Below are 24600 nucleotides of genomic sequence, written 5' to 3'. Positions count from 1 at the left end.
ATGTGGCGTCAAGATGGAACCAAGCTCACCGGCAGATACTGCACATGGCAGGGACAGGAGTATGAAGTCCGGAGCCTGCGTCCCAGAAACGGCACCTTCACGCTGGTGGTGGAAGGCGGACCCGCGCCGGGACCGGACTGGCGGACTATTCGACAGCCGAACCAGTTCGCGTACCCGGATACGGCCTATGTTCGGCGTGTCCCGGCTGCGGAGGTCAGCAACCTTCACGAAGTAACGGCTACCGGATCGATGGGGCCGGGACGTGAGCTGAGAATCCTTGCCGAGGACCGGGACGGAAACCTGGCAGTCCAGAGCATTGATCCCATGGCAGCTCTCTATAAGCGGCAGCTCATCAATAATCACGGCTTCGAACCGTTCAGTAGGAATGAGCCGCTGGAGCACGTGCCGGTTTCCGGCTGGCTTCCTGCTGGGCGTATTCGGGATATCAACGTAGAAACCGTTCCGTTCGACATTGGCTGATTGATCTACCGAAGGGTAGTAATGAATTATTTTCAGAAGGCTTTGAGTCCGGCGCAGGTTGAGTTCCTGGTGGGTGGTAACCGGGATACGGTTTCGGGGTTTGTGGTCAATGCCGGGGATGCGGTGAATGCGCGGACCCCGGAGGACTTGTTTGCGGTTCATGGCCTGGATTTCCCGGGGTCCCCGTGGGACCGGAGTGCCGGGTACGTTGATGTGCTGCGGTTCCAGGTGCCGCTGTCCGTTTATGTGCACGATGCTGCGGGCCCGGAGTTCGTGGACCGTCCGCCGTTTACGGGGACGGGTTTCGCGGCGTGGTCCGGTGGTGTGGTGCCGGTGTATTTCCTGGATGAATGTGCCATTCCGCCGGGAGCTGAGCTGTGGCGTATCCGGGCCGGGCAGCCTGAGGAACTGATTGCGGTTTATTTTGAGGTAGCGACCGGCTGGGGTGTGGCCGATGGCTCGGGGATTTCCAGGCCTGGTGCACATACTCCGTCGCACATTATGGGCTGGTCGGCGGTCTGGCAGGGGCAGGTGTTCCGTGCTGATCTGGTGGACGAGGGCCGCTCCGTTGAGGTGGCGGCCGCGTCGGATCCCGGGGTGGAGGGTTTTGAGCGGACCCCGAAGGGGGTTTGGCGCCGGACGGTGGGACTGGGGGAGATCCAGGACTTCTATGAGCTGCTGGCGACGTGTTCGTGGCAGGGGAAGCCGTTCCGGATCACCGACGTTGCCCAGGGTGAGGACGGGCAGGTCTACCGGTTGTTCTATACGGGGCATAACGCGGACCGGGCTGAGGCATTGGGGCTGAACAAGGCTGATGCCGGGGTGTATTGGGCGGTGGTGCCGGCGTCGCAGGTGCAGGATGTTCAGGTGATCCAGAACCGGTTGCCGTCCCTGGCGTTCCGGGGATAACTGCGGTTCCTCACTAGGCGAAAGGGCCCAACCTATCCTGCATCCCACTGGCGCCGATGCGTCGGCGATCGCGAAAGGTTATGAATTCCGTTGACTAGATTACGGTTGGTACCCCCTATCCCCGATATAGAAGACGCGGATGCCAGGGCCCTTCCCGCCCCCAGGAGATTCGAACTTTTCATGCCCAACGGGATGCGGGTCCCGGGTATGTATGGTGTCTTACACGGTGAGTGGTTTCGGGCCAACCCACTGGGTCATGGACGAGTTCTTCTTTACACGCCTGCCGAAGATTCCCCGGGGGATCGATGGCTTCCCTCAGCTAATTCAGATGACAGGGGCAGGCCCCTGTCCTGGTCCCGGGAAGTCACTGAAAGCGACTTAGACCGGTTGGTGCGCGTTCTCGTGTCCGCTAAATGGCGCAGCCTCAGCATAGGCATCCAAAAATACATCGATGGAACGGTATTTGCCTTTGTCGATGGCGGTCCGAAGGAGGAACAGATTCGCCGCGGAGAAATCCCGAAGATCACGATTGCCGGACGTAGTGAATATCATGGAAAGCTGCGCTGGGAGGACATCACCGACCTCGTTACGTCAGAGCGGGAGTTGTTGAAGTAGCTAAGCCCTGCATGAAGATTCCGTCTCGTTGAAAGAAGAGGGCATGATTTTCCAGAAGCCGTTGAGCCCCGCACACGTGCGGAGTCTCGTGGACCGGTCCGCCCCGGTGCCGGCCCGCTGGAGAATGCACTGTGCCGGAACTCAAGGTCGACAGGGGTGTGATAATGGAATCAGGTGCGGAAATGTGGCGGATCGACAGGGACGGAAACGAAGTATTAGTGGGAGTCTTTAATCAAAAAACTGGATGGATGAGCCTGTAATTATGTGGAGAAAAGACGGGACAAAGCTCACCGGAAATTACGGGACATGGAAGGGGCGAGAATTTGAGCTTTGGTCCCTGAAGCCATATGAAGGGTATTTGACCCTGGTGCAGAACGGCGGCGATTCGCCAGGCCCGGAATGGCACACCGCAACCTTTCCGGACCGATTTGCAAAAACGCCCCTTGCCCACAGCCTGGATGTCCCGGCAGACGAAGTTACCAACCGCCACAGCATTGAGGTCACCGGCAACATGGGCCCGGGACGTAACTTCATGGTCATCGCGGAAGACCATGAAGGGAAGCTGGCCGTGGAAAGCATCGACCCGATGGCTGCGCAGTACAAGCGCCAACTTATCAACAACCACAACTTCAAGCCGTTTAGCGAGAACGAACCGTTGGAACACGTATTCGTTGCCGGCTGGCTTCCTGCTGACCGTATTCGGGATATCAACGTAGAAACTATTCCATTTGGCAGTGACTGATTGATCTACCGAAGGGTAGTAATGAATTTTTTGCAGAAGGCTTTGAGTCCGTCGCAGGTTGAGTTCCTGGTGGGTGGTAACCGGGATACGGTTTCGGGGTTTGTGGTGAATGCGGGGGATGCGGTGCATGCGCAGACCCCGGAGGACTTGTTTGCGGTTCATGGCCTGGATTTCCCGAGTACGCCGTGGGACCGGGCTGCCGGGTACGTTGATGTGCTGCGGTTCCAGGTGCCCCTGTCCATCTATGTGCACGATGCTGCGGGCCCGGAGTTCGTGGACCGTCCGCCGTTTACGGGGACAGGTTTCGCGGCGTGGTCCGGTGGTGTGGTGCCGGTGTATTTCCTGGATGAGTGTGCCATTCCGCCGGGAGCTGAGCTGTGGCGTATCCGGGCCGGACAGCCTGAGGAACTGATGGCGGTCTATTTTGAGGTAGCTACCGGTTGGGGTGTGTCCGATGCCTCGGGGATTTCCCGGCCTGGTGCGCATACCCCGTCGCACATTATGGGCTGGTCCGCTGTGTGGCAGGGGCAGGTGTTCCGTGCTGATTTGGTGGACGAAGGCCGGTCTGTTGAAGTGGCGGCCCCGTCGGATCCCGGGGTGGAGGGTTTTGAGCGGACCCCGAAGGGGGTTTGGCGCCGGACGGTGGGACTGGGGGAGATCCAGGACTTCTATGAGCTGCTGGCGACGTGTTCGTGGCAGGGGGAGCCGTTCCGGATCACCGACGTTGCCCAGGGTGAGGACGGGCAGGTCTACCGGTTGTTCTATACGGGGCATAACGCGGACCGGGCTGAGGCGTTGGGGCTGAACAAGGCTGATGCCGGGGTGTATTGGACGGTGGTGCCGGCGTCGCAGGTGCAGGATGTTCAGGTGAGCCAGAACCGGTTGCCGTCCCTGGCGTTCCGGGGATAGCCCGATGACTGGATTGCGGCTGGTACCCCCTCTTCCCAATAGCGGAGACGAGGAGGACATGGCCGAGCCTGATTACCCGCGGGGGCAGGAGTACCTGCCCAACGGGATGCGGGTCCCCGGAATGTACGGTGTGCTGCAGGGAGAGTGGTTACGGGCCAACTCGTTGGGTCATGGACGCTTGTTTCTTTATACGCCTGCCGAAGAATCCCCGGGGGAACAGTGGCAGCCTTCTGATGATGCGGATGATAGAGGCAGGCCCCTGTCTTGGACCCGGATAATCTCGGAGAGAGACTTGGACCGGTTAGTGGACGTCTCAGTGCTGGCTACTTGGCAAGGGCTCGGGGTAGGCATTCTCAAATACCGCGAGGGAAGGGTGTATGCCTTTGTTGATGGCGGTCCGAAAGAGGACCAGATTCGCCGCGGAGAAATCCCGGAGATCACTATTGCCGGGCCGGGTGAGTATCACGGAAAGTTTCGTTGGGAAGACCTCTCCGACGTCGTTCTGACCGAGCATGACCTACTGAAAGTGGATTAGCCTCTAACCATGTGGATGGCTGACGGGACTAAGCTCTCTGGAAAATACGGCACCTGGAATGGGCATGAGTATGAGCTTCGCTCCACGGACCCCATACGCGGGCTCATCTATTTGGTCCAGGAGGGTGGTGAATCGCCCGGTCCGGAATGGAAACGGCATGACTACGGGGAAAGATTCCCAGGACCGGCCGTTGCGTACACGCTGGGTGTACCACCGGAGGACGTAACAGATATCCATGCCGTCGCGGCTACGGGAGAGCTAAGGCCCTGGCGGGTTATGGAGATTCACGCCGAGGACGCGGAAGGAAATTTGGCGGTAGTCGTCGGTAATGACTTCTCGGCGGAGGAGAGAATGGACCTTGTTGAAGACCACGGTTTTCACACGTTCCATAACGAACCGGTTCAAAGAAGCGCGGTTTTTGGTTGGCTGCCTGCCAGCATGATCCACAACATCAAATCCAAGGTGCGTTGGCGGAAGGACGCCAACTAATCCGCAGTGCATTCACTGCCCTGCAGCGCGGCGCTCCAGGACCTCCCGCTCCCGGTCATTGTGCGCCAGAGAGGCGGCAACACTGAATTCGGTCCGTGCCTCTTTCATCCGGCCGAGCCGGGACAGCAGTTCAGCCCGCACGCTGGGCAGGAGATGCGAGCCACGGAGCGCGCCCGTGGCAGCAAGCCGGTCCACCATCTCCAGCGCCGTCGCCGGACCGGTGGCCATGGATACCGCTACGGCACGGTTTAGCTCCACCACGGGAGAAGGCGCCAGCCGGCCCAAAGCCTCATACAGCAGTACGATCCGGTGCCAGTCAGTTCCCTCGACACTCGGAGCAACCGTGTGGCACTGGGCGATCGCGGCCTGCAGGGCATAGTTTCCCCGGCCCCGCCCCAGCGCGTCAGCTTGGGCCAGGGCAGCCCGCCCGCGCTCAATCTGGGTGCGGTCCCACAGCGTGCGGTCCTGGTCGGCAAGCAGAATGGGGGACCCGTCCGCACGGGTCCGGGTACGGAACCGGGATGCCTGGAATTCCATCAGGGCCACCAATGCGAGCGCCTCCGGCTCCCGCGGAACAAGCCTGGACAGCAGCCGGCCCAGCCGCAGGGACTCTGATGCCAGGTCCTGGCGCATCCACGACGTCCCGGCGGACGCAGCGTACCCCTCCGTGAACAGGAGGTAGATCACGGCGAGAACCCCGCCGAGCCGGTCGTGCCATTCATTGGGTTCCGGAACATCGAACGGCACCTTGGCCGCGGCCAGCGTCTTCTTTGCCCGGACGATCCGCTGCTGCACCGCGGCCACCGGAAGCAGGAACAGCCGCGCGATCTCCCCGGTGGAGAGTCCGCCCACAATCCGCAGGGTCAACGCCACCTGCGCTTCACGGGACAGCACTGGATGACAGGCCACAAAAACCAGTTTCAGGACGTCGTCCGGCAGGGGATCCCACTCCGGCTCGGCAACGTCCTCCAGGCTCCTGCCCAGATCCGCGTAACGGTCCTGAAGGCGTTCCGCCCGCCGCCATGCATCAATGGCCTTGCGCTTGGCGACGGCGGTGAGCCAGGCCGCCGGATTCCGCGGCACTCCCTCGGCCGGCCACTGGGCCAGGGCCTCAGCCACCGCTTCCTGGGCAACATCCTCCGCCAGCCCGACATCCCCGGTGGCACGGGCCAGCGCCGCGACAATCCCGGCACCGTCAATCCGCCACATGGCGTCTATCCGGCGACGGACCGCCGCGGCGGTGTCCTCACCAGCCCAGTCCATGGAGGCCATGACCTTAGGGGTTCTCCGCGCGCAGCTTCTCTTCCTGCTCGCGCCAGCCTTCTTCCTTCTGGATGTACTCGTTGTTGGAGAAATCCTCGAAGTCGGAGGCATCGGTCACCCGCCGGACTTCAAGCTTCGATCCGGGGCCGAGCGGGCACCTGCCGGCCCACTCCGCTGCTTCTTCCTTGGAGGAAGCCTGGATGATCCAGAACCCGTTGAAGAGTTCGTGGGTCTCGCCGTACGGGCCGTCTGTGACCAGCGGCGGCTCCTGGGAGAAGTCGACCACGAAGTTATTGTCCTCCGTGACCTCGGCGAGCCCTTCACCCGCCAGCAGGACCCCGGCATTGATCATCGATTCGTTGTAGGCGCCCATCCGGTTGATCACCTCTTCAAACGGCACATCTTTATACGCTTCGACGCCGGCATCAGTGGAACGCATAATCATCATGTACTTCATGGCATTCTCCTGCTCTGTTTGAGGAGGGCTCCGTGCGCCTCCTACTATGCCGTCGAACGGCGCGCCTGGATATCGACAGCGGCAGAGAATTTTTCTGCCCTGACCGGGGACCCGCGTTGCCGAGCGTCCCCGCACAGCTCCCGCCGCCGTCGTACATACGGCAAGATTGGGTAGGTGAGCACAGCTAAGACCTCCCCTGAAGAAGCCGTCGACGCCGTCAGCACGGACACGCCGCCCAGCGACAGCCTGCGGGAAGAGTATGAGACTCTTTCCGACCAGGTGCGAAAGTACCGTTTCGCGTACTACAACGAGGACGCCCCGCTGGTTTCCGACGCCGAGTTCGATGAGCTGTACCGCCGGCTCGAGAAGCTCGAGGCTCTCCATCCCGAACTGGTGACCAACGATTCCCCTACCCAGGAAGTCGGGGGAGAGGTGTCCGCGGCGTTCGCCCCGGTGGAACACCTGTCCCGCATGTACAGCCTGGAAGACGTGTTCTCGCTGGATGAACTCGATGCCTGGGTGAAGCGGGCCGAAGCGTCGATCGCGTCCATCGCGCCGGGTTCGAAGGTCCGGTGGCTGACCGAACTGAAGATCGACGGCCTGGCAGTGAACCTGCTGTACCGCAACGGGGAACTGGTCCGCGCGGCAACCCGCGGCGACGGCACCACCGGTGAGGACATCACCCACAACGTGCTCACGATTGCCTCCATTCCGCGCCGGCTCAAGGGCGAGAACCTTCCCTCCGAGGTGGAAATCCGCGGCGAAGTCTTTATCCCGTCCAAGGAGTTCGCCCGCCTCAACGAGAAAATGGTCGACGCCGGGAAGGCGCCCTTCGCGAATCCGCGCAACGCGGCCGCCGGGTCGCTGCGGCAAAAGGACCCGAAGGTCACCGCGGAGCGCCCGCTGAGCATGTATGTGCACGGCATCGGCGCCCGGGAAGGGCTCGGAGCCGGCAGCCAGTCCGAAACTTACGAGCTGCTCAAGGCCTGGGGCCTGCCCACCTCGCCGTATTACAAGGTGCTGGACACCTATGCCGAGGTCCTGGAGTTCATTGCGACCAACGGCGAACACCGGCATGACCTGGCCCATGAGATTGACGGCATCGTGGTCAAGGTGGACGACTTCGCCCTGCAGCGCGCGCTCGGCCACACCTCCCGGGTGCCGCGCTGGTCCGTGGCGTACAAGTACCCGCCGGAGGAAGTGAACACCAAGCTGCTGGACATCCGGGTCAACGTGGGCCGCACCGGCCGCGTCACCCCCTACGGCATCATGGAGCCGGTCAAGGTCGCCGGGTCCACCGTGGAGATGGCCACGCTGCACAACCAGGACGTGGTGAAGGCCAAGGGCGTCAAGATCGGCGACACCGTGGTGCTGCGCAAGGCCGGCGACGTCATTCCCGAAATCGTGGGACCCGTCGCCGCCCTCCGCGACGGTTCCGAGCGCGACTTCGTGATGCCCACCCACTGCCCCTCCTGCGGCACGGAGCTGAAGCCGGCCAAGGAGGGCGACGTGGACATCCGCTGCCCCAATGCCCGCTCCTGCCCGTCCCAGCTGCGCGAGCGCGTTTTCCATCTGGCAGGCCGCGGCGCGTTCGATATCGAGGCACTGGGCTGGGAAGCAGCCATCGCGCTGACCTCACCCGCTGAACCGGAGAACCCGCCGCTGACCAGCGAGGCCGGCCTGTTCGATCTCAAGGCAGAAGACCTGGCCGATGTCCGGATCGAACGGCCCAAACGCTCCAAGGGCGTAGTGGTGGGTACCGAACTGGTGCCGTACTTCTACACCAAGGGCACCGCGAAGAAGCCCTCCGAGCCTTCGGCCAACACCCGCAAGCTCTTCGAAGAACTCGAAAAGGCCAAGTCGCAGCCGCTCTGGCGCGTGCTGGTGGCACTGTCCATCCGGCACGTAGGCCCGACGGCGGCACGCGCCCTCGCCACGGCGTTCGGCTCCATGGAGAACATCCGCGCTGCCACCGAAGAGCAGCTCGCGCACGTGGACGGCGTGGGCCCGACGATCGGGGCAGCGCTGGAGGAATGGTTCGCCGAAGACTGGCACGTTGAAATCGTCGACTCCTGGGCACGCGCCGGCGTCCGGATGGCCGACGAACGGGACGAATCCCAGCCGCGCACGCTGGAAGGCCTCACCATCGTCGTCACCGGAACGCTCCCGAACTTCAGCCGCGACGAGGCCAAGGAAGCGATCATCACCCGCGGCGGCAAGGCCTCGGGCTCCGTGTCGAAAAAGACCGACTACCTGGTGGCCGGGGAAAACGCCGGCACCAAGCTGGACAAGGCAGAGTCGCTGGGGGTTCCCGTGCTGGACGAGGACGGGTTTCGCGAGCTGCTGGAAAACGGACCGCTGAAGAGCGCAGAAGCTGAGGAAGCCACGCCATGACCGAAGCACCCGCCCCCGATCCGCTGGAACTGCTCGATGTCGCCCGGCAGGCTGCTGCCGCCGGAGCCGCTGTGCTGGCCAAACGCTCGGAGGCGGGGCTGCACGTCGAGAACAAGGGAGCCTCCGGTGACTGGGTCACCGCCTATGACACCGAGGCCGAGTACGCGGTCCGCGAGGTCATCAACCGGCTGCGGCCCTTTGACACAGTGACCGGGGAGGAACTGGAAGCCAGCGTTCCCGAGGATCCCTCCGGTATCCGCTGGTCGGTGGATCCGCTGGACGGGACCACCAACTTCATCCGCAACATCCCCTTCTACGCCACCTCGGTGGCCGCGGTAAACGCCGACGGCGACTGGCTGGCCGGAGCGGTCCACGCCCCGGCGCTGGTACGGGTCTACTGGGCCGCGCGGGGCCACGGCGCCTGGCTGGCCGAGCACGGCAGCCTGCGCCGGCTCCACGGGCCGGATCCCGAGCGCTCGGGCAAGCTGCTCGGCACGGGATTCTCCTATGAACCGGAGGTCCGCACCGAGCAGTACGCCGGGCTCGCGGTGCTGATGGAGGGCTATGCCGACCTGCGGAGGCTGGGCTCGGCCGCACTGGACCTGTGCATGGTGGCTGACGGCACGCTGGATGCCTATGCGGAACGCGGCCTGAACGAGCACGACTTCGCTGCCGGTGCGCTCATCGCGGAGGAAGCGGGCCTGACGGTCGGCCGTCCCGGCTCGCCGCAACGACGGATGGGCGACGCCGAGCGGCTGGCCGCGGTGACCACGGCCTGGCTGGTGCCGCCTTCCTAGGAAGGTTCAGGCGGGCCCGGACCCGTTGGAATGCTGTGCACTCTTCTCGGAGTGCGGAGCTCCAATGACGTGGAGGAGCCGGTGCAGGGACTCGTCCACGATCCGGTAGCGGTGCTCCCGGCCTACCTTTGCGGCCTCCACCCATTCGCGGTCCCGCAGCCTGCGCAGTGATTGGCTGACCACGGTCTGGCTGACTCCCGACGCAGCTGCCAGCCGCGTCACAGTAATGCCGGGGCTGAAATGAAGGCAAAGCAGAAGCTGCAGCCGGGTAGGATTGGAAATCAGCTCAAACCGGGTACACCACGCTGCAACGTCCACGGCGCCGAGTGCGTGCGCCGCAGGGTCTGGGGATGCGCTGCCGGTCGAGGATCCCATGAGCGCATCCCTTCTGGTTGCGGCCGCGGACGGATTTCGGTTCGAAACGTCCCTTCGATGCCTGAACCCTAGCTGGGCTAAGGGCAGGGGTCGAGAATTGATCCACCAATTGCTGCACACGTATGCATACGTTGAGGAGTTCCCCTATGCCAGCAGGAAACCACCGGAACAGGGTTTTGGCGGTTGGGGCCGTGACAATCCTCGCGGCGGTGGCGGGCTGCAGCGGCTCTCCGGGGGAGACCAACGGAATCATCCTGGCGGACGCAAACGAACCCGGACAGTTCAACCCCATAGGCGGTCACGGAGACAGCGGCCAGTCACAGATCTACGACGGGCTGCTGCGGCTGTCCCCCCAGGACGGGTCATCATCCCTGCCGGAGCTGGTTCCCTGGCTGGCAACGGAAATGCCGGAGAGCAATCCCGAGGGTACCGAATGGTCTGTCCAGGTCCGCTCCGGCGTGAAGTTCACCGACGGTACGGAGCTGGACGCCGGTGATGTCGCAGCCACGTACCGCGCCGTGATCGATCCCGCCTCAGCCTCCGAACTGGCAACGTCCTATGACATGCTGCAGGACGTCGAAGCCGGTCCGGACGGTACGGTCACCTTCACGCTGAAATACCCCTACGCCGGGTTTCCCAGCCGGCTGCTGCTGGGCATCGCTCCGTCCGAACGGCTGACTAAGGGCCTGGCGGCAGAATCCTCCCTGAACACAGACCCCGTGGGAACCGGCCCTTACAAAGTGGCCTCGCTGCGCCCGGGCGAAGCTGTTCTTACGGCCAACGCGGACCACTGGAACGGCGCTCCCGAAGTGGAAACCGTCACCATCATCCACGTGCCGGATGACAACTCGCGGGCCCAGCGGCTCCAGGCCGGGGAAATCGACGGAACAGTCCTGCCGCCGCTCCTGGCCGCCCGGTATGAGGGCAAGTCCGGATACTTCTACGAGGCCGTCAAGACGGCCGACTGGCGCGGGCTTTCGCTGCCTGCAGACAGTGCCTTTGCCACTGACCCGGCCGCAGTTATGGCCATGAACATGGCTGCTGACCGCCAGGGCATGGTTGACCACGTCCTGGGCGGGCGCGGCAAACCCGCGCATACTCCGGTCGCTGACATTTACGGCGAAGCCTTCGACCCCGGAGCCGTTTTCCCTTACGATCCCCAGGGTGCCGGGGAGCTGCTGGACGACGCCGGCTGGCTGCGCGGCGAAGACGGCATCCGGACCAGGGACGGACAGCGCGCCGGGTTTGAGGTTGCCTACAACGCCACGGATACGCTCCGCCGGGACCTGGCGCTCGCGTTTGCCTCTGACATGTCCGAACTCGGCGTGGATGTCACCCTCCTGGGCACGGACTGGAACGTCATCGAGGAACGCCGCAGAGAAGTGGGGATCCTGCTGGGCGGTGGTGACAAACCCTACGACCTGGACACACAGCTCTTCGAAACCCTCCACACCCCCCTCCCGGGAGGGTCACCCTTTGCGAACCCAGGCGGAACCGGAAGCGCGGAAATGGACTCGCACCTCCAGGCCGCCCGCAGCAGCCTGGATGCCGAGGAACGCACGGAGCACTATCTGGCCGTCCAGGACCTGTACATCCAGGACCCCGGCTACGTCATGCTCGCTTTTGTCGATCACAACTATGTCCAGGAGGACCAGGGCTGGAACAACGTCCAGACCGTACTGGAACCGCACGCCCACGACGTCGGCTGGGGTTTCTGGTGGAGCCTCCGCGACTGGACCCGGGACTGACCCGGTGCCGGGCTTCGAGGCAGTGTCCCGGCCGGTACGGCGGCGCAGACGGCTGCATGAGGTGCGCCTGATCGTCCTGCGGCGTCTGGGCCTGGGCGTACCGGTGGCGGTGGGCGTTTCCCTTCTCGTGTTCCTGCTCGCCAGCGTCTCACCCTTCGATCCGCTCGCCGCGTACCTGGGGGACCGCTTCGCGCAAACCTCCGCGGAGCAGCGCGAGGTGCTCTCGGAATCCCTTGGGCTGGGCGCCTCCTGGATCCAGGCGTGGTGGCACTGGTTGACCTCAGCACTGTCCGGGGACTTGGGCTATTCCCGGGTGTTCCGGCAGCCGGTCGCGTCCGTGATCGCCGAACGGCTGCCGTGGACGCTGCTGGTGGCGGGAACGGGGCTGGTCCTGGCAGCCCTGGGTTCGCTGTTGATCGCTTCCCGCTGCGCCCGCCGCCCCGGGGGCGTCCTGGACCGGACTGCTGCCGCCGCGGCAACACTGCTGCAAGGACTGCCGCCGTTTGTGATCTCACTGGGACTGCTCGCGGTGTTCGCCCTGGGCCTGGGGCTCCTGCCCGGGGGAGGACTGAGCGATCCAGGCACGGAGCCGACTGCGGGGCAGGTGCTGCGCCACATGATCCTCCCCGTTGCGGCTACGGCACTTTCACAGCTTCCGTGGCTGGTGCTTTCCCTGCGGGCCTCCACCAACGAGGCGCTCGCTTCCGACGCCGTGCGGGGCGCCAGGCTGCGCGGACTGAGCGAAAAGACCGTCATCCGCAAGCATGTGATGCCCTCTGCCCTGGTTCCCTTCATAGCCGTCCTTGGTTCCCGCCTTCCGGAGGTCATAGTGGGAGCCGTGCTGGTGGAGACGGTCTTTTCCTGGCCGGGACTGGCTGCAGCGGTGGTTTCCTCGGCGCAGGCCCTGGACTTTGCGCTGCTGGCGGCCTTGACGGTGCTGACGACGGTGACCGTGCTCGCCGGTTCGCTGATCGCAGACCTGCTGTATGTCTGCATTGATCCGAGGGTGTCCGCCGATGTCTAGCGCCGTGGAAGCCGCCGGAGCAGCAGGTCTCCGCCTCACCGGTCCCGCCGTCCGGAAACGGGGCTTCCGCGCCGCCGGCACGATCCTCGGGGTTGCCGGCCTGGTGCTGATCGCGGCCTACGCCGTCTTCGTTCCGCTGCTTGCCGGCACGGACCAAAAACTGACCGATTTCAGCTCCGCCCGGCTTCCGCCGTCGGCCGCCCACCTCTTCGGAACCGACCACGCGGGCCGTGACCTGTTTATCCGGCTTGCCTCCGGGCTGCGTGTCTCACTGCTTATCGCAGTTGTCTGCGCGCTTGCCTCGATGGGGCTCGGGATGCTGATCGGGGCTGCCTCGGCGACGATCGGCGGCCGGACGGACCGAATAGTCATGCGGGTCATCGACGGCATCAACGCTGTGCCCCACCTGCTGCTGGGGGTGGTGATCGTTGCGATGTTCCGGGGATCGGTGACAGCCATCATCGCCTCCATTGCGCTCACGCACTGGACACAGGTCGCGAGGATTGTCCGCGCCGAGGTCCTGTCCCTGCGCAGCCGCGAATACGTGGAGGCTGCCTACCTCCTTGGCTCGACCCGGGGAGAGGTGCTGCGGCGGCATTTCCTTCCGGGAACGCTGGCACAGGGGGTGGTGGCCACAGTGATGCTCCTGCCGCACGCCATCTGGCACGAGTCCACACTCTCTTTCCTGGGGCTGGGCCTGTCTCCGGACCAGGCATCCTTGGGAACGCTCCTGAAGGAAGCGCAGTCGGAGGTGATGCTCGGCGGATGGTGGGCGCTGGTTTTCCCGGCACTGCTCCTGCTGGTTACCACCCTGGCCGTGGCCGCCTGCGGGAACGGAATCCTCTCCCGGACGGAAGGAAGACAATGAACAGCATCGCCATCCGGGCCGAAGGGCACACCGTACGCATTCCCAGCCGCAGACGGCGGGGCACAGCCTGGGTCCACGCGGCCACAGACATGACCTTCAGCGCGCACCGGGGCCGGGTGCATGCCATCGTCGGTGAATCCGGCTGCGGGAAGACCACTTTTGCCTCCGCCATCCTCGGTATGCTCCCTGCGGGCACGGTGGCCGGCGGCCGGCTGGACTATGTGGACGCCTCCGGTGCCCGGACGCCCCTGACTGCGGGCCTGGACGGAGCAGCCCGGGCCGCCGCGCTGCGCGGGCGGGTGATCGGCTATGTACCCCAGTCGCCGGCAACCTACCTGACGGCGGTGCGGACCGTTGGGTCCCAGCTGCAGGAAACGGTCCGCGAGCTTGGCGGCGCGGCCAGCCCGCAGGAACTGCTGGCACAGGTGAGCCTGGAGCCTGGGGCACTGGACGCATTTCCGCATGAGCTCAGCGGCGGAATGCTGCAGCGGGCGGCGATTGCGTTCGCCCTGGCCGGCGGGCCGGACGTCCTGCTGGCTGATGAACCGGTCTCCGGGCTGGACCCTGACCTGGCACGGCTGACCCTGGGGATGCTGCGAAGCGTTGCCGACTCGGGGACCGCCGTCATCCTCATCACGCACGATCTGCAGCGCCTCATGGATTCCGGCACCGCAGACGAGGTTTCGGTCATGTATGCCGGGCGGATTGTGGAGGCCGGCCCAGCGGCCGAGGTCCTGGGGCTGCCGGCTCATCCGTACACACGGGACCTGCTCGCAGCCCTGCCCGCCAATGGTCTTCAGGCCATGCCCGGCACCTCCCCTGAACTGACGGACCTCCCCGAGGAGTACAGCTATGCCGACCGGCTGATGGCCGCCGAGCAGCCGGAGGGAAACTATGCCTGCTGAACTCCGCGCCCTGAACGCAGGGTTCTCCTATGGTGCTGCTCCGGTCCTGAGCAACGTCACCATCAGTGTGCCCGCGGGGTATCAGCTGGGCCTTACGGGTCCTTCCGGGACGGGCAAGACAACGCTTGCCCGGCTGCTGGCCGGTCTGATTCCGGCTGCTGCCGGAACGGTGACATGCAACGGCCAACCCGTGCCCCTTCCAGGCAAGGGCCGCGCAGGCGACGTCGCGATGCTCTTCCAGTCGCCCCGAGCCTCCTGCAGCCCGCGTCTGTCGCTGCGCCAGGTGATAGCCGAAGGGGTGCGTCGAGCAAACAGGAGAGACACGGAGCTCCGCGTCATGGAACTCGCCGCGGAGGTCCAGCTGACCCCCGACCTGTTGGACAGGTTCCCCCGCGAGGTCTCTGACGGCCAGCTGCAGCGGGCATGCCTGGCGCGGGCGCTGGCTGCAGAGCCCCTGTATCTGATCTGCGACGAAGCTACCGCCATGCTGGACGCCGCTACCACCGCGTCGCTTGTACGGGTCATCAGCAGTGAGGTCGCTGCCCGCGGCATGGGAGTCCTGGCCCTGAGCCATGACCGCACACTCCTGGAGGCGTGGTGCGACTCGGTTACCGGGATGGAAGCACTATCCGATGCAGGTCCCGGTGTGAGCAACCGGGCATCGAGCCTGGTGGCTCACACCGGACTGGATTAGTACGCGCCGGTCCAGGACGGTACGGCGGTTTTGGAGTCCACCGAAATCTTGTCGCGGTCCATCACGATCACGTGGCCCTTCCAATAGTGGAAGTTATCCACCACGGCGTCCTCCATGACCTGGACAATGACGCCCATCTTGCTGCAGCCGTCGCAGCGGCTCGCCCCCATGACGCGGAGCTTCACGGAGCTGATGCCCTTTTGGCAGCTGACGATCATGCCCGGTGCAAGCCGGATTTCCTGCTTCATGTCTACCCCCAGTGTCAGACCTGCGTTCCGAGACCAATCAGGAACGGTGAGGTGAGACTAGCCCGTCCGCAACCGGAAACGGAGAGTTCCGGAGTACCTGTTTTCCGCAGAACACCAGAATTGTGGATTGCCTGCGCCTGTCTTGAGGCAATCTTGAGCTTCCACCCCAGGAAGCACACACGGGACCAACTGCCACACGTTCGGGGCTGAAGTATTACGCCCTGAGGAAAGCACAGGCTCAGGGGCGGGTATTCCGTACCCTCACGCGGATAATTGAGGGGACTCAGCGAGATCCATGGACCCGGGAGGATGCACCATGCCACGTAAAGTCACAGCGGCATCGCGCAAGTTGGCACCAGCAGTCACCACGCGTGTCCAGGAACCCAAGCCCCGAACGCCCGGCAACCTGGACAGTGCCCGCTTTGCCGGCATCATTGATGAGCACATCAACGATGCCCGGGGGAAGATCGACACAGTCCTGGCTGATATCCGTGAAGTCACTGCAGCAGCCAAGGACACCCCGGCGGATGACGAACACGACCCGGAAGGCACCACGGTTTCGGTGGAGCGGGCCAACGAAGTGTCCATGCTGGCCGCGCTCGAAGCGTCCCTGATCGAATTGCTCGAAGCGAGGGTAAGGCTCGACGACGGCGCCTACGGAATCTGCGAGCGCTGCGGGGAGCCGATCCCCGAAGCCCGGCTGGAAATCCGGCCCGAAGCCCGGTTCTGCGTGGCGTGTGCCGCCGCTGCCCGGCGCCGCTGACCCGCACACCCCACCCGCCTGTGCCGGGCGTCACCAGCGGCAGGAATGAGCCGCTGCGGCCGATAGAATCTACCGTGGAAATCAACCCCCACGTAAGGATTCGTAACACCAATGAGCATCACCGTCCGGCGGGCAACACCGGCTGATTATGAAGACATCCGCCGGATCACCCGGGACGCGTACCTCAAGGCCGGGTTCATTGAGGCTGACAATCCTTACGTCCAGGAACTTGAAAACGTAGAACACCGCGACGAGCACGCCGAACTCTGGGTTGCCGAGAAAGACGGGGTCGTCGCGGGTTCCGCAGCGGTCACCTTCGCCGGCCAGCCGTACACCGACGTCGCTGTCGAAGGTGAGCTGGAGTTCCGTATGCTGGCCGTCGATCCTGCCGTGCAGCGCGGGGGAGTGGGCCGCGCCCTGGTCAGCGCGATTGTCGAGCACGCCCGCAGCCTTGACGGAATCCATGCCGTCTCACTGACCAGCATGACCAGCATGCTCAGCGCGCACAGCATGTATCTGTCCCTGGGTTTCAAACGGGTGCCGGAACGCGACTGGACCGTTCCCGGCGAGGACTACATCCTCTGGGTCTTCCGGCTGGAACTCTAGCGGGCCGCAGCTCCCGGAGGACCGGCGTCGCAGGCTGCTTTCCGGCTTATCCGGTGCAGTACTGCCGCCGCGCCCCCGGCCCACCCGAACCGAAGGCACAAACGCCGTAGACTGGTACGGATACCGGCGTAAGGCCGAAAATACTGCATAAGACGCATGGGAGACTCATGTCTGAGATCAATCGTGAGGCTGTAGCGCATCTGGCGCGGCTGGCCCACATTGAGATGACCGATGACGAGCTGGACAAAATGGCCGGCGAGCTTGACGTCATCGTGGATTCGATCAAATCCGTAAGCGAAGTTGCCGGCGAGGACATCCCGGCCACCTCCCACCCGATCCCGCTGACGAACGTGTTCCGCGAGGATGTTGTGGGGCAGACGCTGACCAATGAGCAGGCCCTGTCCGGTGCCCCGGACAACGCCGAAGGCCGCTTCAAGGTCCCTGCCATCCTGGATGAGGAGTAAAGACTTCCATGAGTGAACTGATTACCTCTCCCGCTGCCGTCCTGGCGGAGAAGCTTGCCGCACGCGAGGTCTCCGCCGTCGAGGTCACCCAGGCCCACCTGGACCGGATCGCCGACGTGGACGGCGAGATCAACGCCTTCCTGCACGTCAACACCGACGAGGCGCTTGAAGTCGCCGCCGGTGTGGACAAGGCCCGTGCCGCCGGCGAAGAACTGCACACCCTGGCCGGCGTGCCCATCGCCATCAAGGACCTGATCGTCACGGTGGGCCAGCCCACCACGGCCGGATCCAAGATGCTCGAGGGCTGGATGAGCCCGTACGACGCCACGGTGATTTCCCGGATCCGCGCTGCACGCATGCCGATGCTCGGCAAGACCAACCTGGATGAGTTCGCCATGGGCTCCTCCACGGAACACTCCGCCTACGGCCCGACCCGCAACCCGTGGGACCTGGACCGGATTCCGGGCGGTTCCGGCGGCGGTTCCGCTGCTGCTGTCGCTGCCTTCGAAGCGCCGCTGGCCCTCGGTACGGACACCGGCGGTTCCATCCGCCAGCCCGCATCAGTCACCGGTTCCGTGGGCGTGAAGCCCACCTACGGCGGCGTCTCGCGCTACGGCGCGATCGCCATGGCCTCCTCGCTGGACCAGATCGGCCCGGTCTCACGGACCGTCCTTGATGCCGCCCTGCTGCAGGAAGTCATCGGCGGCCACGACCCCCGCGACTCCACCTCCCTGACCGATCCGGTCGGCAACCTGGTGGAAGCAGCCCGCAACGGCAGCGTCGCCGGCATGCGCATCGGCGTCATTCGGGAGCTGCAGGGCGAGGGCTACCAGCCCGGTGTCCAGGCCCGCTTTGACGAGTCGCTGGAACTGCTCAAGGACGCCGGCGCGGAAATCGTTGAGGTCTCCTGCCCGAACTTCAAGTACGCCCTGGGCGCCTACTACCTGATCATGCCCTCGGAGGCATCGTCGAACCTGGCGAAGTACGACGGCGTCCGGTACGGCATGCGCCGCCTGCCCTCCGATCCGCCGCTCACCATCGAGCGCGTCATGGGCGCGACCCGTGCCGCGGGCTTCGGCGACGAGGTCAAGCGCCGGATCATCCTGGGCACCTATGCCCTGTCCGCCGGCTACTACGACGCGTACTACGGCTCGGCACAGAAGGTCCGCACGCTGATCCAGCGCGATTTCAACGCCGCGTTCGCGCAGGCCGACGTGCTGATCTCCCCGACGTCGCCGAACACCGCCTTCAAGCTCGGCGAAAAGCTGGACGATCCGCTGGCGATGTACCTCAACGACGTCGCCACGATTCCGGCCAACATGGCCGGCGTTCCCGGTATTTCCATTCCCGGCGGTCTGGCCGACGGGCTGCCGGTGGGCATCCAGTTCCTGGCACCGGCCCGTGAAGATGTGCGCCTCTACCGTGCCGGCGCGGCACTTGAAGGCCTGCTGGAGCAGAAGTGGGGCGGCCCGCTGCTGGCCTCGGCACCCGTACTCGGAGGAGTGAAGTAATGTCCGTGCACACCCAGGAAGAAACCCTTCCCTTCGACGAGGCCATGGAGAAGTACGATCCGGTGCTCGGCTTTGAGGTCCACGTGGAGCTCAACACCAAGACCAAGATGTTCTCCGACGCCCCGAACGTCTTCGGCGATGAGCCGAACACCAACGTCACACCCGTGGACCTGGGCATGCCCGGTGTCCTTCCGGTGGTGAACAAGACCGCCGTGGAGTACTCGATCCTGATCGGCCTGGCACTGAACTGCAAGATCGCCGAATCCTGCACCTTCGCCCGGAAGCAGTACTTCTACCCGGACACCCCGAAGAACTTCCAGACCTCCCAGTACGAAGATCCGATTGCGTACGACGGATGGCTCGACATCGAGCTGGAAGACGGCACCGTGTTCCGCGTGGAGATCGAACGCGCCCACATGGAAGAGGACGCCGGAAAGCTCACCCACATGGGCGGCTCCGCAGGCCGCATCCAGGGCGCCGACTTCTCCCTGGTGGATTACAACCGTGCCGGTGTTCCGCTGGTGGAAATCGTCACCAAGCCGATCGAAGGCGCCGGTTCACGTGCTCCCGAGCTCGCCAAGGCCTACGTGGCAGCGATCCGCGAAATCGTGAAGAACCTCGGCGTCTCCGATGCCAAGATGGAACGCGGCAACGTCCGCTGCGATGCCAACGTCTCCCTGCGCCCGCACGGCCAGGAGAAGTTCGGCACGCGGTCGGAGACCAAGAACGTGAACTCGCTGCGCGCCGTCGAACGCGCCGTCCGCTTCGAAATCCAGCGGCACGCCGCCGTGCTGGACTCCGGCGAGAAGATCGTCCAGGAGACCCGCCACTGGCACGAGGACACCCGCTCCACGACGTCGGGCCGGCCGAAGTCAGACGCCGACGACTACCGGTACTTCCCGGAGCCGGATCTGCTTCCCGTGGTCACCACGGAAGAGTGGATCGAGGAGCTGCGTTCACGCCTGCCCGAGCCTCCGGCCGAGCGCCGCAAGCGGCTGAAGACCGACTGGGGATACTCGGATGCCGAGTTCCGCGACGTCGTCAACGCCGGTGTCATGGAAGCCATCGAGGAGACCATCGCCGCCGGTGCCTCCGCGCAGGTGGCCCGCAAATGGTGGATGGGCGAAGTGGCCCGCCGTGCCAAGGAAGCCGAAGTGGACCCGGTGGATACCGGCGTCACTCCGGAGCTGATCGTGGAGCTGGACCGCCTGGTCCAGGCCGGCAAGATCAATGACAAGCTGGCCCGCCAGGTCCTGGACGGCGTCCTCGCCGGCGAAGGCACCCCGGAAGAAGTCATCGAAAAGCGCGGCCTGGCCGTGGTTTCCGACGACGGCGCCCTGCTCGAAGCCATCGACGCTGCCCTGGCCGCAGCACCTGACGTTGCGGACAAGATCCGCGGCGGCAAGGTCCAGGCTGTCGGCGCGATCGTCGGCGGCGTTATGAAGGCAACCCGCGGACAGGCCGACGCCGGCCGCGTCCGCGAGCTGATCCTGGAACGCCTGGGCGTCTCCGCCTAAACGCAGCAAAATCCCCGTACCGGCCCCGGCCCCGGTGCTGACGGTCAAATGACCTGATGCGCCGGATCCGGGGCCGTCCGGCATTAAGCGCCCTGCCCGAACGCCTGCGTGCGGGGTAGGGTGCTTGGCATGCCAACTTCCCAGCTCAGGGTGGATGCCGAGCTGGTACGCGGCCTGCTGCAGGCCCAGCAGCCGCAGCTGGCAGACCAGCCGCTGGTGGAAGTGGGGGAGGGCTGGGCCAACCACCTCTTCCGGCTTGGCAGTGAGTTTGCCGTCCGGCTGCCACGGCGGGAGGAAGCTGCCGCCCTGATGGCCAAGGAACAGCAGTGGCTGCCCATGCTCACGGCAGGGCTGCCCACGGCCACGTCTGTTCCCGTGTACTGCGGGGCGCCCCAGGAACCCTATCCATATCCCTGGAGCATCAGCGCCTGGTATGACGGGCTCGACGTCTCCCTGCAGCCCAGGGGCCGGAACCTGGGCCTGGCCGCTCCGCTGGCAGAGTTCCTCAACGCCTTCCACACTCCCGCGCCGCCGGACTACCCGCGCAACCCTGTGGTAGGCGGTCCGCTGGCGTCCCGCGATGCGGCTGTCCAAGAACGCCTTCATGCGGGCATGGTGCCGCGCGCCGCCCGGGTGGGTGAACTCTGGGCGGAGGCGCTGGTGGTCCCCGGCTGGAACTCGGACCCGGTATGGCTGCATGGGGATCTGCACCCCGCCAACCTCATCGCCGGGAACGGAACGCTCCAGGCCGTCATCGATTTCGGGGACCTTACGGCAGGGGATCCCGCCGCTGACCTCGCCGCAGCATGGCTGGTGTTCGAACCAGCCGGACGGCGTGCCTTCCGCAGTGCGCTGGGTGCCCGGTACGACGCCGATCCTTATCTCTGGCTGCGGGCACGGGGCTGGGCGCTGTGCATGGCTTCGAACCTGCTGGCAGGCGCGCAGCGCCACCCCGGACTCTACCTGGTGGGCTCGGAGACTCTCATGGAGATCCTCACCGATGACCTCTCCTGGCTTTAGCCCGCTTTATCCACCGTGCTGACGCGATGAGAAGCGGAAGCTGGGTCAGCAGGTACAGGAAGTGGAAGGCATAGTGCCTGAGAGTCTGTGCCGGGTCGAAGGGCAGCACGGGAAGCGGCAGAACGGTGAACACAGCCCCGGCGGTATTGAGCACGGCCCACACCAGCATCCCTCAGGCCGCTGCTGCCCGCAGGGGAGTGAACCACAGGGCGATGAGCGCCGCGGCCAGCAGAAGGGGCAGGCCGGATTCGGCACTCAGGATGCTTTGGCCAGGAAGGTCTGCGACATTGTGGAGAAAAAGCCCGGTCCAGCTCAGAACAGTGAATGCTGGCAGCCAGAGGTTGCTGGATGAGGCCATGTCCCCCGGCTCCTTTGCAAAAGAACTACCGACCGGATAGACGGGTTTCGGGATGAATCTGAGTATCCCACCTGCGGATGCCGCGGCACAGTGTCGAATGGTGCATCGGGCGAGGCCGGCGCCGCGGGTGCGTGCCAGAATGGGCTATGCCCAACTCCTGGAGACACTCCGTCCGCGTCCAGACTGAGGGCGACGGGCACGTCACCGAGGACACCTGCGGGTTTACCGGCGCCAGCGCCTGGGTGATTGACGGCGCCACCTCGCTGCTGCCCGAACTGGACCTTCCCGGTGCCTCAAATCCCTCCTGGTACGCCCGCACGCTGGATCTGCTGCTGTCTGAAAGCAGCGGAGCCCTTGGCCGCACAGAGGCTACAGGCTCAGAGGCCGGGAGCGTCCTGGATCAGGCCCTGCGCCGGGTGGATACGGTGGCGGAAGAACGGGCAGCGGGGGAGCGGACCCGTTTCCCGAGCGCCGCGCTGGCCCTGGCGCAGCTGACCGCCGACGGCGTGGAAGTCCTGGTGCTCGCCGACTGCCATGCCGCTGTGGAATTGGAGGACGGATCCGTGATCCATGTAACCAGCGAGCCGGCCGATCTGCGGGTGCACCGGGAACATCCGGCCGACCCGGAGCAGGCACGTGAACTGCTGCGCCGGGACCGCGAACTGCGGAACACCCCCGGGAGGCTGTGGGTCGCGCGCCGCGAGCCTGAGGCAGTACAGCACGCCCACCTGGTCCGGCTTCCGCGCCCTGAACGCGTGGTGCTGGCGTCCGACGGCGCCTGGCGCGCCGTCGACCTGGGCCTGGTGGACGGGCCGTGCGGATTCCTGCGTGCCGCGTCCACTCCCATCGGCGCCCAGAAGCTGCTGTTGGACCTGCGCGAGCAGCAGGCCGCCACCGGTGAGAAGGCCGACGACGCTACTATCCTCACGGTGGTGCCCGGTGAATGACGCCCAGACCGACGCACCCGTCCTTGTCATTGGCGGAGGCATTGCCGGCCTGTCGCTGGCTTCGAAGCTTGCCCGGGACACCGCCGTCGTACTCCTTGAAGCGGAGAGCGTGCTGGCCTACCACACGTCCTCCCGGTCCGCCCGCCAGCTGATCCCGAGCTACGGACCGCCGGCAGTGCAGGACCTCACGATCCGGACCCTTGCGCTGATCAGGGAACTTGAAGCAAGCCTGCCGCAGCCGATCCTCGCCCCGCGCAGCTTTATGCTCGTGGGCACCGAAGAGGACGTCCGCGACCGGGCCAGCGGCCACATGCATCCGATCACCGTGGCCGAGGCTGTGGGACTCGCCCCGGAACTGGTGTCCGGTGCCTTCGAATCCGCGGGCCTGGACACCACCTCGGTCTCCTGCAACACGGATATCCTGCTCGACTGGCACCGGCGCCGGATTGAAGCTGCCGGCGGGAAGGTGCTGACGGGGCGGCGGGTGGACAGCGCGGAGCGTACCGCAGCAGGCCAGTGGCTCGTGTCCGCGGGAGGAGAAGTGTTCCGGGCGTCGCTGGTCGTGAACGCCGCCGGGGCCTGGGCCGACGCCGTCGCCGCTCTCTTTGGGGTCAGGGAGCGGGGGCTGCAGCCGCTGCGGCGGACAGCGGCCATCGTGGAAGCTGCCAACCCTCCTGCGGCGAATGGACCCATGGTCGCCAGCGCAGCCGATACCTTCTATTACCGGCCGGACCTGGAAGGCGTGCTGATCTCTCCGGCGGAGAGTGTGCCCAGTCCAGCGGAGGACGCCCGGCATGTGCCGCAGGACATCGCAGCACTCATCGAGCTGGTCAATTCCGAGACGTCCCTGGGCCTCGGGAACATCGTCCGGGCGTGGACAGGACTGCGGACGGAAGCCCCGGATGGCCTGCCTGTGGTGGGGTTCGACGACGCCGTTCCGGGGTTCTTCTGGCTGGCCGGTCAGGGCGGCTACGGCTTCCAAACCTCGTCCGGAATAGCCGAAATGGCGGCCGCTCAGATCCTTGGCCGTGACCTTGTTGTGGACGTTGCCGGGGACCTCTCGCCGGCCCGTCCGGGACTGTGACCAACATCTCATCTGCGGCCGGTAACGAATCGGCCAAAAGGCGTGTGAATGGTCAAGCGCAGCCACCGCTGTCCCTAGAGTTGTAGTGCAGGCCGGCTCCGGCCAAACTTCCACTTTTTTGCCTGCGATTGCGTTTTGAGAGGTCTCGTCAGTGCCAGATATCTTGCCGCCGCAGCTTGCCGGCGTGCAGCAGCGTCCCTTCTACGTCAAAGCCCGTACCGTCCTGACTGCGGTGAGTACAGCCTGGTTGATTCTGGCGATTGCAGGGTACGGCTCCTTCTCAGGCGGCACGACATCCCTGGCGCTGTCCCTGAGCCTGATGTACGGCACCGGAATCGCCATCCTGGTGGTGGCGTCGGCTCTTTACCGGCTGCTCAAGCGCTCAGCAGTGCGGCGCAGCGAGAGCGTGCCGGAGGACTCCGCGGCCGCTGTTTTCCTCGACGCCACACGCTCAGCCACCGAGGAACTCCTTGATGCGCTGGCGCCGTCCCGTGCCCAGCGGCTTCCGTCGTCGGTACTGCCCGCCGCCGTATCCCGGGACGCCGGGGCCCCGGCCGCCGCCGCGTCCCCTGCCGCTGCTGCCGAAGCAGGCCGGCCGGGCGAAACCAAAAAGAAGGCTCAGCCGGCGGCCGCGAATGCGAAGAAGCCTGGACAGCAGGGTACGGCTGGGGCAGCTCCGCGTGCCAAGAACGCCGGGCCCCAGCCCAAGCAGTCCAGTGTGAAATCCCCGGTGAACAAAAAAGCCCCGGCCAAGAAAAAGTCCAAGTCCTCGACGGCAGCAAAGGCTGCGGCGAGGAATGCTGCCGGCGGCGAAGCCGGACTCAAGAAGGCCGCCTGAGAGCCGGAACCGCACTCTCAGGGAGTTGCCAGCTTGCTGA

The 24600-nt window shown here is 65.1% G+C and carries 28 protein-coding genes; 23 read left to right on the top strand and 5 right to left on the bottom strand.

Going from position 1 to position 24600, the window contains the following annotated elements; translation table 11 throughout:
• The 7 genes from LOC59_RS10460 (at position 1) to LOC59_RS10430 (ending at position 4679) form a co-directional block, all read left to right on the top strand.
• Entirely contained in the window at positions 1-480 is a 480-nt protein-coding gene (locus LOC59_RS10460; protein WP_227894918.1) for a hypothetical protein, read from the top strand.
• 21 nt (positions 481-501) lie between these two features.
• On the top strand, positions 502-1389 hold the full coding sequence (locus tag LOC59_RS10455; RefSeq protein WP_229971830.1) for a hypothetical protein: 888 nt from the start codon (positions 502-504) through the stop codon (positions 1387-1389).
• A 390-nt stretch (positions 1390-1779) separates the two neighbouring features.
• Entirely contained in the window at positions 1780-2004 is a 225-nt protein-coding gene (locus tag LOC59_RS10450; protein ID WP_227894916.1) for a hypothetical protein, read from the top strand.
• Positions 2005-2248: 244 nt separating this feature from the next.
• Entirely contained in the window at positions 2249-2746 is a 498-nt protein-coding gene (locus tag LOC59_RS10445; protein WP_229971829.1) for a hypothetical protein, read from the top strand.
• Between the two features lie 21 nt (positions 2747-2767).
• Positions 2768-3655 carry a hypothetical protein gene (locus LOC59_RS10440; RefSeq protein ID WP_229971827.1) on the top strand — a complete coding sequence of 296 codons (888 nt, stop codon included), beginning with the start codon at positions 2768-2770 and terminating at the stop codon, positions 3653-3655.
• A 58-nt stretch (positions 3656-3713) separates the two neighbouring features.
• Positions 3714-4190 carry a hypothetical protein gene (locus LOC59_RS10435; protein ID WP_227894912.1) on the top strand — a complete coding sequence of 159 codons (477 nt, stop codon included), beginning with the start codon at positions 3714-3716 and terminating at the stop codon, positions 4188-4190.
• Positions 4191-4199: 9 nt separating this feature from the next.
• Positions 4200-4679, top strand: coding sequence for a hypothetical protein (locus LOC59_RS10430; RefSeq protein ID WP_227917307.1), 480 nt, complete (start codon positions 4200-4202; stop codon positions 4677-4679).
• 12 nt (positions 4680-4691) lie between these two features.
• Here LOC59_RS10430 and LOC59_RS10425 read toward each other — a convergent pair whose 3' ends face one another.
• Positions 4692-5951, bottom strand: a complete 1260-nt coding sequence (locus LOC59_RS10425; RefSeq protein WP_229971825.1) for an RNA polymerase sigma factor — start codon at positions 5949-5951, stop codon at positions 4692-4694.
• Between the two features lie 4 nt (positions 5952-5955).
• Positions 5956-6399: a YciI family protein gene (locus LOC59_RS10420; protein ID WP_227894908.1), complete on the bottom strand. Its 444-nt coding sequence runs from the start codon at positions 6397-6399 to the stop codon at positions 5956-5958.
• A gap of 174 nt (positions 6400-6573) precedes the next feature.
• Here LOC59_RS10420 and ligA point away from each other — a divergent pair, with 174 nt between their 5' ends.
• Together ligA and LOC59_RS10410 are read left to right on the top strand one after the other, a co-directional pair.
• On the top strand, positions 6574-8793 hold the full coding sequence (ligA, locus tag LOC59_RS10415; protein ID WP_229971823.1) for an NAD-dependent DNA ligase LigA: 2220 nt from the start codon (positions 6574-6576) through the stop codon (positions 8791-8793).
• Positions 8790-9590 (top strand): inositol monophosphatase family protein, encoded by an 801-nt coding sequence (locus LOC59_RS10410; RefSeq protein WP_229971821.1) that lies wholly within the window; start codon positions 8790-8792, stop codon positions 9588-9590. Before ligA ends, LOC59_RS10410 begins: the two co-directional genes overlap by 4 nt.
• A 6-nt stretch (positions 9591-9596) precedes the next feature.
• Here LOC59_RS10410 and LOC59_RS10405 read toward each other — a convergent pair whose 3' ends face one another.
• Positions 9597-9965 carry an ArsR/SmtB family transcription factor gene (locus LOC59_RS10405; RefSeq protein WP_227894904.1) on the bottom strand — a complete coding sequence of 123 codons (369 nt, stop codon included), beginning with the start codon at positions 9963-9965 and terminating at the stop codon, positions 9597-9599.
• 146 nt (positions 9966-10111) lie between these two features.
• On the opposite strand from LOC59_RS10405, the gene LOC59_RS10400 reads away from it, so the two are divergent.
• From LOC59_RS10400 to LOC59_RS10380, 5 genes are read left to right on the top strand one after another with little or no spacing between them, the layout of a single operon-like run.
• Positions 10112-11713 carry an ABC transporter substrate-binding protein gene (locus LOC59_RS10400; protein WP_229971819.1) on the top strand — a complete coding sequence of 534 codons (1602 nt, stop codon included), beginning with the start codon at positions 10112-10114 and terminating at the stop codon, positions 11711-11713.
• Positions 11714-11717: 4 nt separating this feature from the next.
• Entirely contained in the window at positions 11718-12737 is a 1020-nt protein-coding gene (locus LOC59_RS10395) for an ABC transporter permease (RefSeq protein WP_229971817.1), read from the top strand.
• Complete coding sequence (locus LOC59_RS10390) at positions 12730-13605, top strand: ABC transporter permease (RefSeq protein WP_227894901.1); 876 nt, start codon at positions 12730-12732, stop codon at positions 13603-13605. The genes LOC59_RS10395 and LOC59_RS10390 overlap by 8 nt, the downstream gene beginning before the upstream one ends.
• Complete coding sequence (locus tag LOC59_RS10385; RefSeq protein WP_229971814.1) at positions 13602-14510, top strand: ATP-binding cassette domain-containing protein; 909 nt, start codon at positions 13602-13604, stop codon at positions 14508-14510. Before LOC59_RS10390 ends, LOC59_RS10385 begins: the two co-directional genes overlap by 4 nt.
• Positions 14500-15204, top strand: coding sequence for an ABC transporter ATP-binding protein (locus LOC59_RS10380; RefSeq protein WP_227917315.1), 705 nt, complete (start codon positions 14500-14502; stop codon positions 15202-15204). The genes LOC59_RS10385 and LOC59_RS10380 overlap by 11 nt, the downstream gene beginning before the upstream one ends.
• Here the strand turns inward: LOC59_RS10380 and LOC59_RS10375 are convergent.
• A complete protein-coding gene (locus tag LOC59_RS10375) occupies positions 15201-15452 on the bottom strand; it encodes a hypothetical protein (RefSeq protein ID WP_227894898.1) in 252 nt (83 codons plus the stop codon). The two genes, LOC59_RS10380 and LOC59_RS10375, sit on opposite strands and share 4 nt — an antisense overlap.
• Before the next feature lie 316 nt (positions 15453-15768).
• On the opposite strand from LOC59_RS10375, the gene LOC59_RS10370 reads away from it, so the two are divergent.
• The 6 genes from LOC59_RS10370 to LOC59_RS10345 all read left to right on the top strand — a co-directional run bounded on the left by LOC59_RS10370 (position 15769) and on the right by LOC59_RS10345 (position 21333).
• The gene (locus LOC59_RS10370) at positions 15769-16215 is read left to right on the top strand and encodes a TraR/DksA family transcriptional regulator (RefSeq protein ID WP_227917316.1); all 447 of its coding nucleotides are present in this window, start codon (positions 15769-15771) and stop codon (positions 16213-16215) included.
• A 111-nt stretch (positions 16216-16326) separates the two neighbouring features.
• Positions 16327-16821, top strand: coding sequence for a GNAT family N-acetyltransferase (locus tag LOC59_RS10365; protein WP_227894896.1), 495 nt, complete (start codon positions 16327-16329; stop codon positions 16819-16821).
• Between the two features lie 167 nt (positions 16822-16988).
• A complete protein-coding gene (gene gatC, locus LOC59_RS10360) occupies positions 16989-17285 on the top strand; it encodes an Asp-tRNA(Asn)/Glu-tRNA(Gln) amidotransferase subunit GatC (RefSeq protein ID WP_227894895.1) in 297 nt (98 codons plus the stop codon).
• An 8-nt stretch (positions 17286-17293) separates the two neighbouring features.
• Complete coding sequence (gene gatA / locus LOC59_RS10355) at positions 17294-18796, top strand: Asp-tRNA(Asn)/Glu-tRNA(Gln) amidotransferase subunit GatA (protein WP_227894894.1); 1503 nt, start codon at positions 17294-17296, stop codon at positions 18794-18796.
• Positions 18796-20313, top strand: coding sequence for an Asp-tRNA(Asn)/Glu-tRNA(Gln) amidotransferase subunit GatB (gatB, locus tag LOC59_RS10350; protein ID WP_227894893.1), 1518 nt, complete (start codon positions 18796-18798; stop codon positions 20311-20313). The genes gatA and gatB overlap by 1 nt, the downstream gene beginning before the upstream one ends.
• Positions 20314-20442: 129 nt before the next feature.
• Entirely contained in the window at positions 20443-21333 is an 891-nt protein-coding gene (locus tag LOC59_RS10345; RefSeq protein ID WP_227917317.1) for an aminoglycoside phosphotransferase family protein, read from the top strand.
• Between the two features lie 172 nt (positions 21334-21505).
• On the opposite strand, the gene LOC59_RS10340 is transcribed toward LOC59_RS10345, so the two are convergent.
• Positions 21506-21691, bottom strand: coding sequence for a hypothetical protein (locus tag LOC59_RS10340; protein ID WP_229971812.1), 186 nt, complete (start codon positions 21689-21691; stop codon positions 21506-21508).
• 146 nt (positions 21692-21837) lie between these two features.
• Between LOC59_RS10340 and LOC59_RS10335 the strand changes: the two genes are divergently transcribed.
• From LOC59_RS10335 to LOC59_RS10325, 3 genes are all read left to right on the top strand, one after another.
• Positions 21838-22638: a hypothetical protein gene (locus LOC59_RS10335; protein ID WP_227917319.1), complete on the top strand. Its 801-nt coding sequence runs from the start codon at positions 21838-21840 to the stop codon at positions 22636-22638.
• Entirely contained in the window at positions 22631-23722 is a 1092-nt protein-coding gene (locus LOC59_RS10330) for an NAD(P)/FAD-dependent oxidoreductase (RefSeq protein ID WP_229971810.1), read from the top strand. The genes LOC59_RS10335 and LOC59_RS10330 overlap by 8 nt, the downstream gene beginning before the upstream one ends.
• A gap of 151 nt (positions 23723-23873) precedes the next feature.
• Positions 23874-24560 (top strand): hypothetical protein, encoded by a 687-nt coding sequence (locus LOC59_RS10325; RefSeq protein WP_227917321.1) that lies wholly within the window; start codon positions 23874-23876, stop codon positions 24558-24560.
• Positions 24561-24600 lie beyond the last annotated feature (40 nt).

Source organism: Arthrobacter sp. zg-Y916, assembly GCF_020907385.1.
GTDB lineage: Bacteria > Actinomycetota > Actinomycetes > Actinomycetales > Micrococcaceae > Arthrobacter_B > Arthrobacter_B caoxuetaonis.
Note: the sequence above shows the minus strand (reverse complement) of the source record. Positions and strands in the feature narration are given on the sequence as shown.

What these genes read in the sequence shown, in the direction of transcription:
- LOC59_RS10460 (WP_227894918.1), top strand. Translation starts at nt 1, where the DNA reads ATGTGGCGTCAAGATGGAACCAAGCTCACCGGCAGATACTGCACATGG.
- LOC59_RS10455 (WP_229971830.1), top strand. Translation starts at nt 502, where the DNA reads ATGAATTATTTTCAGAAGGCTTTGAGTCCGGCGCAGGTTGAGTTCCTG.
- LOC59_RS10445 (WP_229971829.1), top strand. Translation starts at nt 2,249, where the DNA reads ATGGATGAGCCTGTAATTATGTGGAGAAAAGACGGGACAAAGCTCACC.
- LOC59_RS10440 (WP_229971827.1), top strand. Translation starts at nt 2,768, where the DNA reads ATGAATTTTTTGCAGAAGGCTTTGAGTCCGTCGCAGGTTGAGTTCCTG.
- LOC59_RS10435 (WP_227894912.1), top strand. Translation starts at nt 3,714, where the DNA reads ATGGCCGAGCCTGATTACCCGCGGGGGCAGGAGTACCTGCCCAACGGG.
- LOC59_RS10430 (WP_227917307.1), top strand. Translation starts at nt 4,200, where the DNA reads ATGTGGATGGCTGACGGGACTAAGCTCTCTGGAAAATACGGCACCTGG.
- LOC59_RS10425 (WP_229971825.1), bottom strand. Translation starts at nt 5,951, where the DNA reads ATGGCCTCCATGGACTGGGCTGGTGAGGACACCGCCGCGGCGGTCCGT.
- LOC59_RS10420 (WP_227894908.1), bottom strand. Translation starts at nt 6,399, where the DNA reads ATGAAGTACATGATGATTATGCGTTCCACTGATGCCGGCGTCGAAGCG.
- LOC59_RS10410 (WP_229971821.1), top strand. Translation starts at nt 8,790, where the DNA reads ATGACCGAAGCACCCGCCCCCGATCCGCTGGAACTGCTCGATGTCGCC.
- LOC59_RS10405 (WP_227894904.1), bottom strand. Translation starts at nt 9,965, where the DNA reads ATGGGATCCTCGACCGGCAGCGCATCCCCAGACCCTGCGGCGCACGCA.
- LOC59_RS10400 (WP_229971819.1), top strand. Translation starts at nt 10,112, where the DNA reads ATGCCAGCAGGAAACCACCGGAACAGGGTTTTGGCGGTTGGGGCCGTG.
- LOC59_RS10390 (WP_227894901.1), top strand. Translation starts at nt 12,730, where the DNA reads ATGTCTAGCGCCGTGGAAGCCGCCGGAGCAGCAGGTCTCCGCCTCACC.
- LOC59_RS10385 (WP_229971814.1), top strand. Translation starts at nt 13,602, where the DNA reads ATGAACAGCATCGCCATCCGGGCCGAAGGGCACACCGTACGCATTCCC.
- LOC59_RS10380 (WP_227917315.1), top strand. Translation starts at nt 14,500, where the DNA reads ATGCCTGCTGAACTCCGCGCCCTGAACGCAGGGTTCTCCTATGGTGCT.
- LOC59_RS10375 (WP_227894898.1), bottom strand. Translation starts at nt 15,452, where the DNA reads ATGAAGCAGGAAATCCGGCTTGCACCGGGCATGATCGTCAGCTGCCAA.
- LOC59_RS10370 (WP_227917316.1), top strand. Translation starts at nt 15,769, where the DNA reads ATGCCACGTAAAGTCACAGCGGCATCGCGCAAGTTGGCACCAGCAGTC.
- LOC59_RS10365 (WP_227894896.1), top strand. Translation starts at nt 16,327, where the DNA reads ATGAGCATCACCGTCCGGCGGGCAACACCGGCTGATTATGAAGACATC.
- gatC (WP_227894895.1), top strand. Translation starts at nt 16,989, where the DNA reads ATGTCTGAGATCAATCGTGAGGCTGTAGCGCATCTGGCGCGGCTGGCC.
- gatA (WP_227894894.1), top strand. Translation starts at nt 17,294, where the DNA reads ATGAGTGAACTGATTACCTCTCCCGCTGCCGTCCTGGCGGAGAAGCTT.
- gatB (WP_227894893.1), top strand. Translation starts at nt 18,796, where the DNA reads ATGTCCGTGCACACCCAGGAAGAAACCCTTCCCTTCGACGAGGCCATG.
- LOC59_RS10345 (WP_227917317.1), top strand. Translation starts at nt 20,443, where the DNA reads ATGCCAACTTCCCAGCTCAGGGTGGATGCCGAGCTGGTACGCGGCCTG.
- LOC59_RS10340 (WP_229971812.1), bottom strand. Translation starts at nt 21,691, where the DNA reads ATGGCCTCATCCAGCAACCTCTGGCTGCCAGCATTCACTGTTCTGAGC.
- LOC59_RS10335 (WP_227917319.1), top strand. Translation starts at nt 21,838, where the DNA reads ATGCCCAACTCCTGGAGACACTCCGTCCGCGTCCAGACTGAGGGCGAC.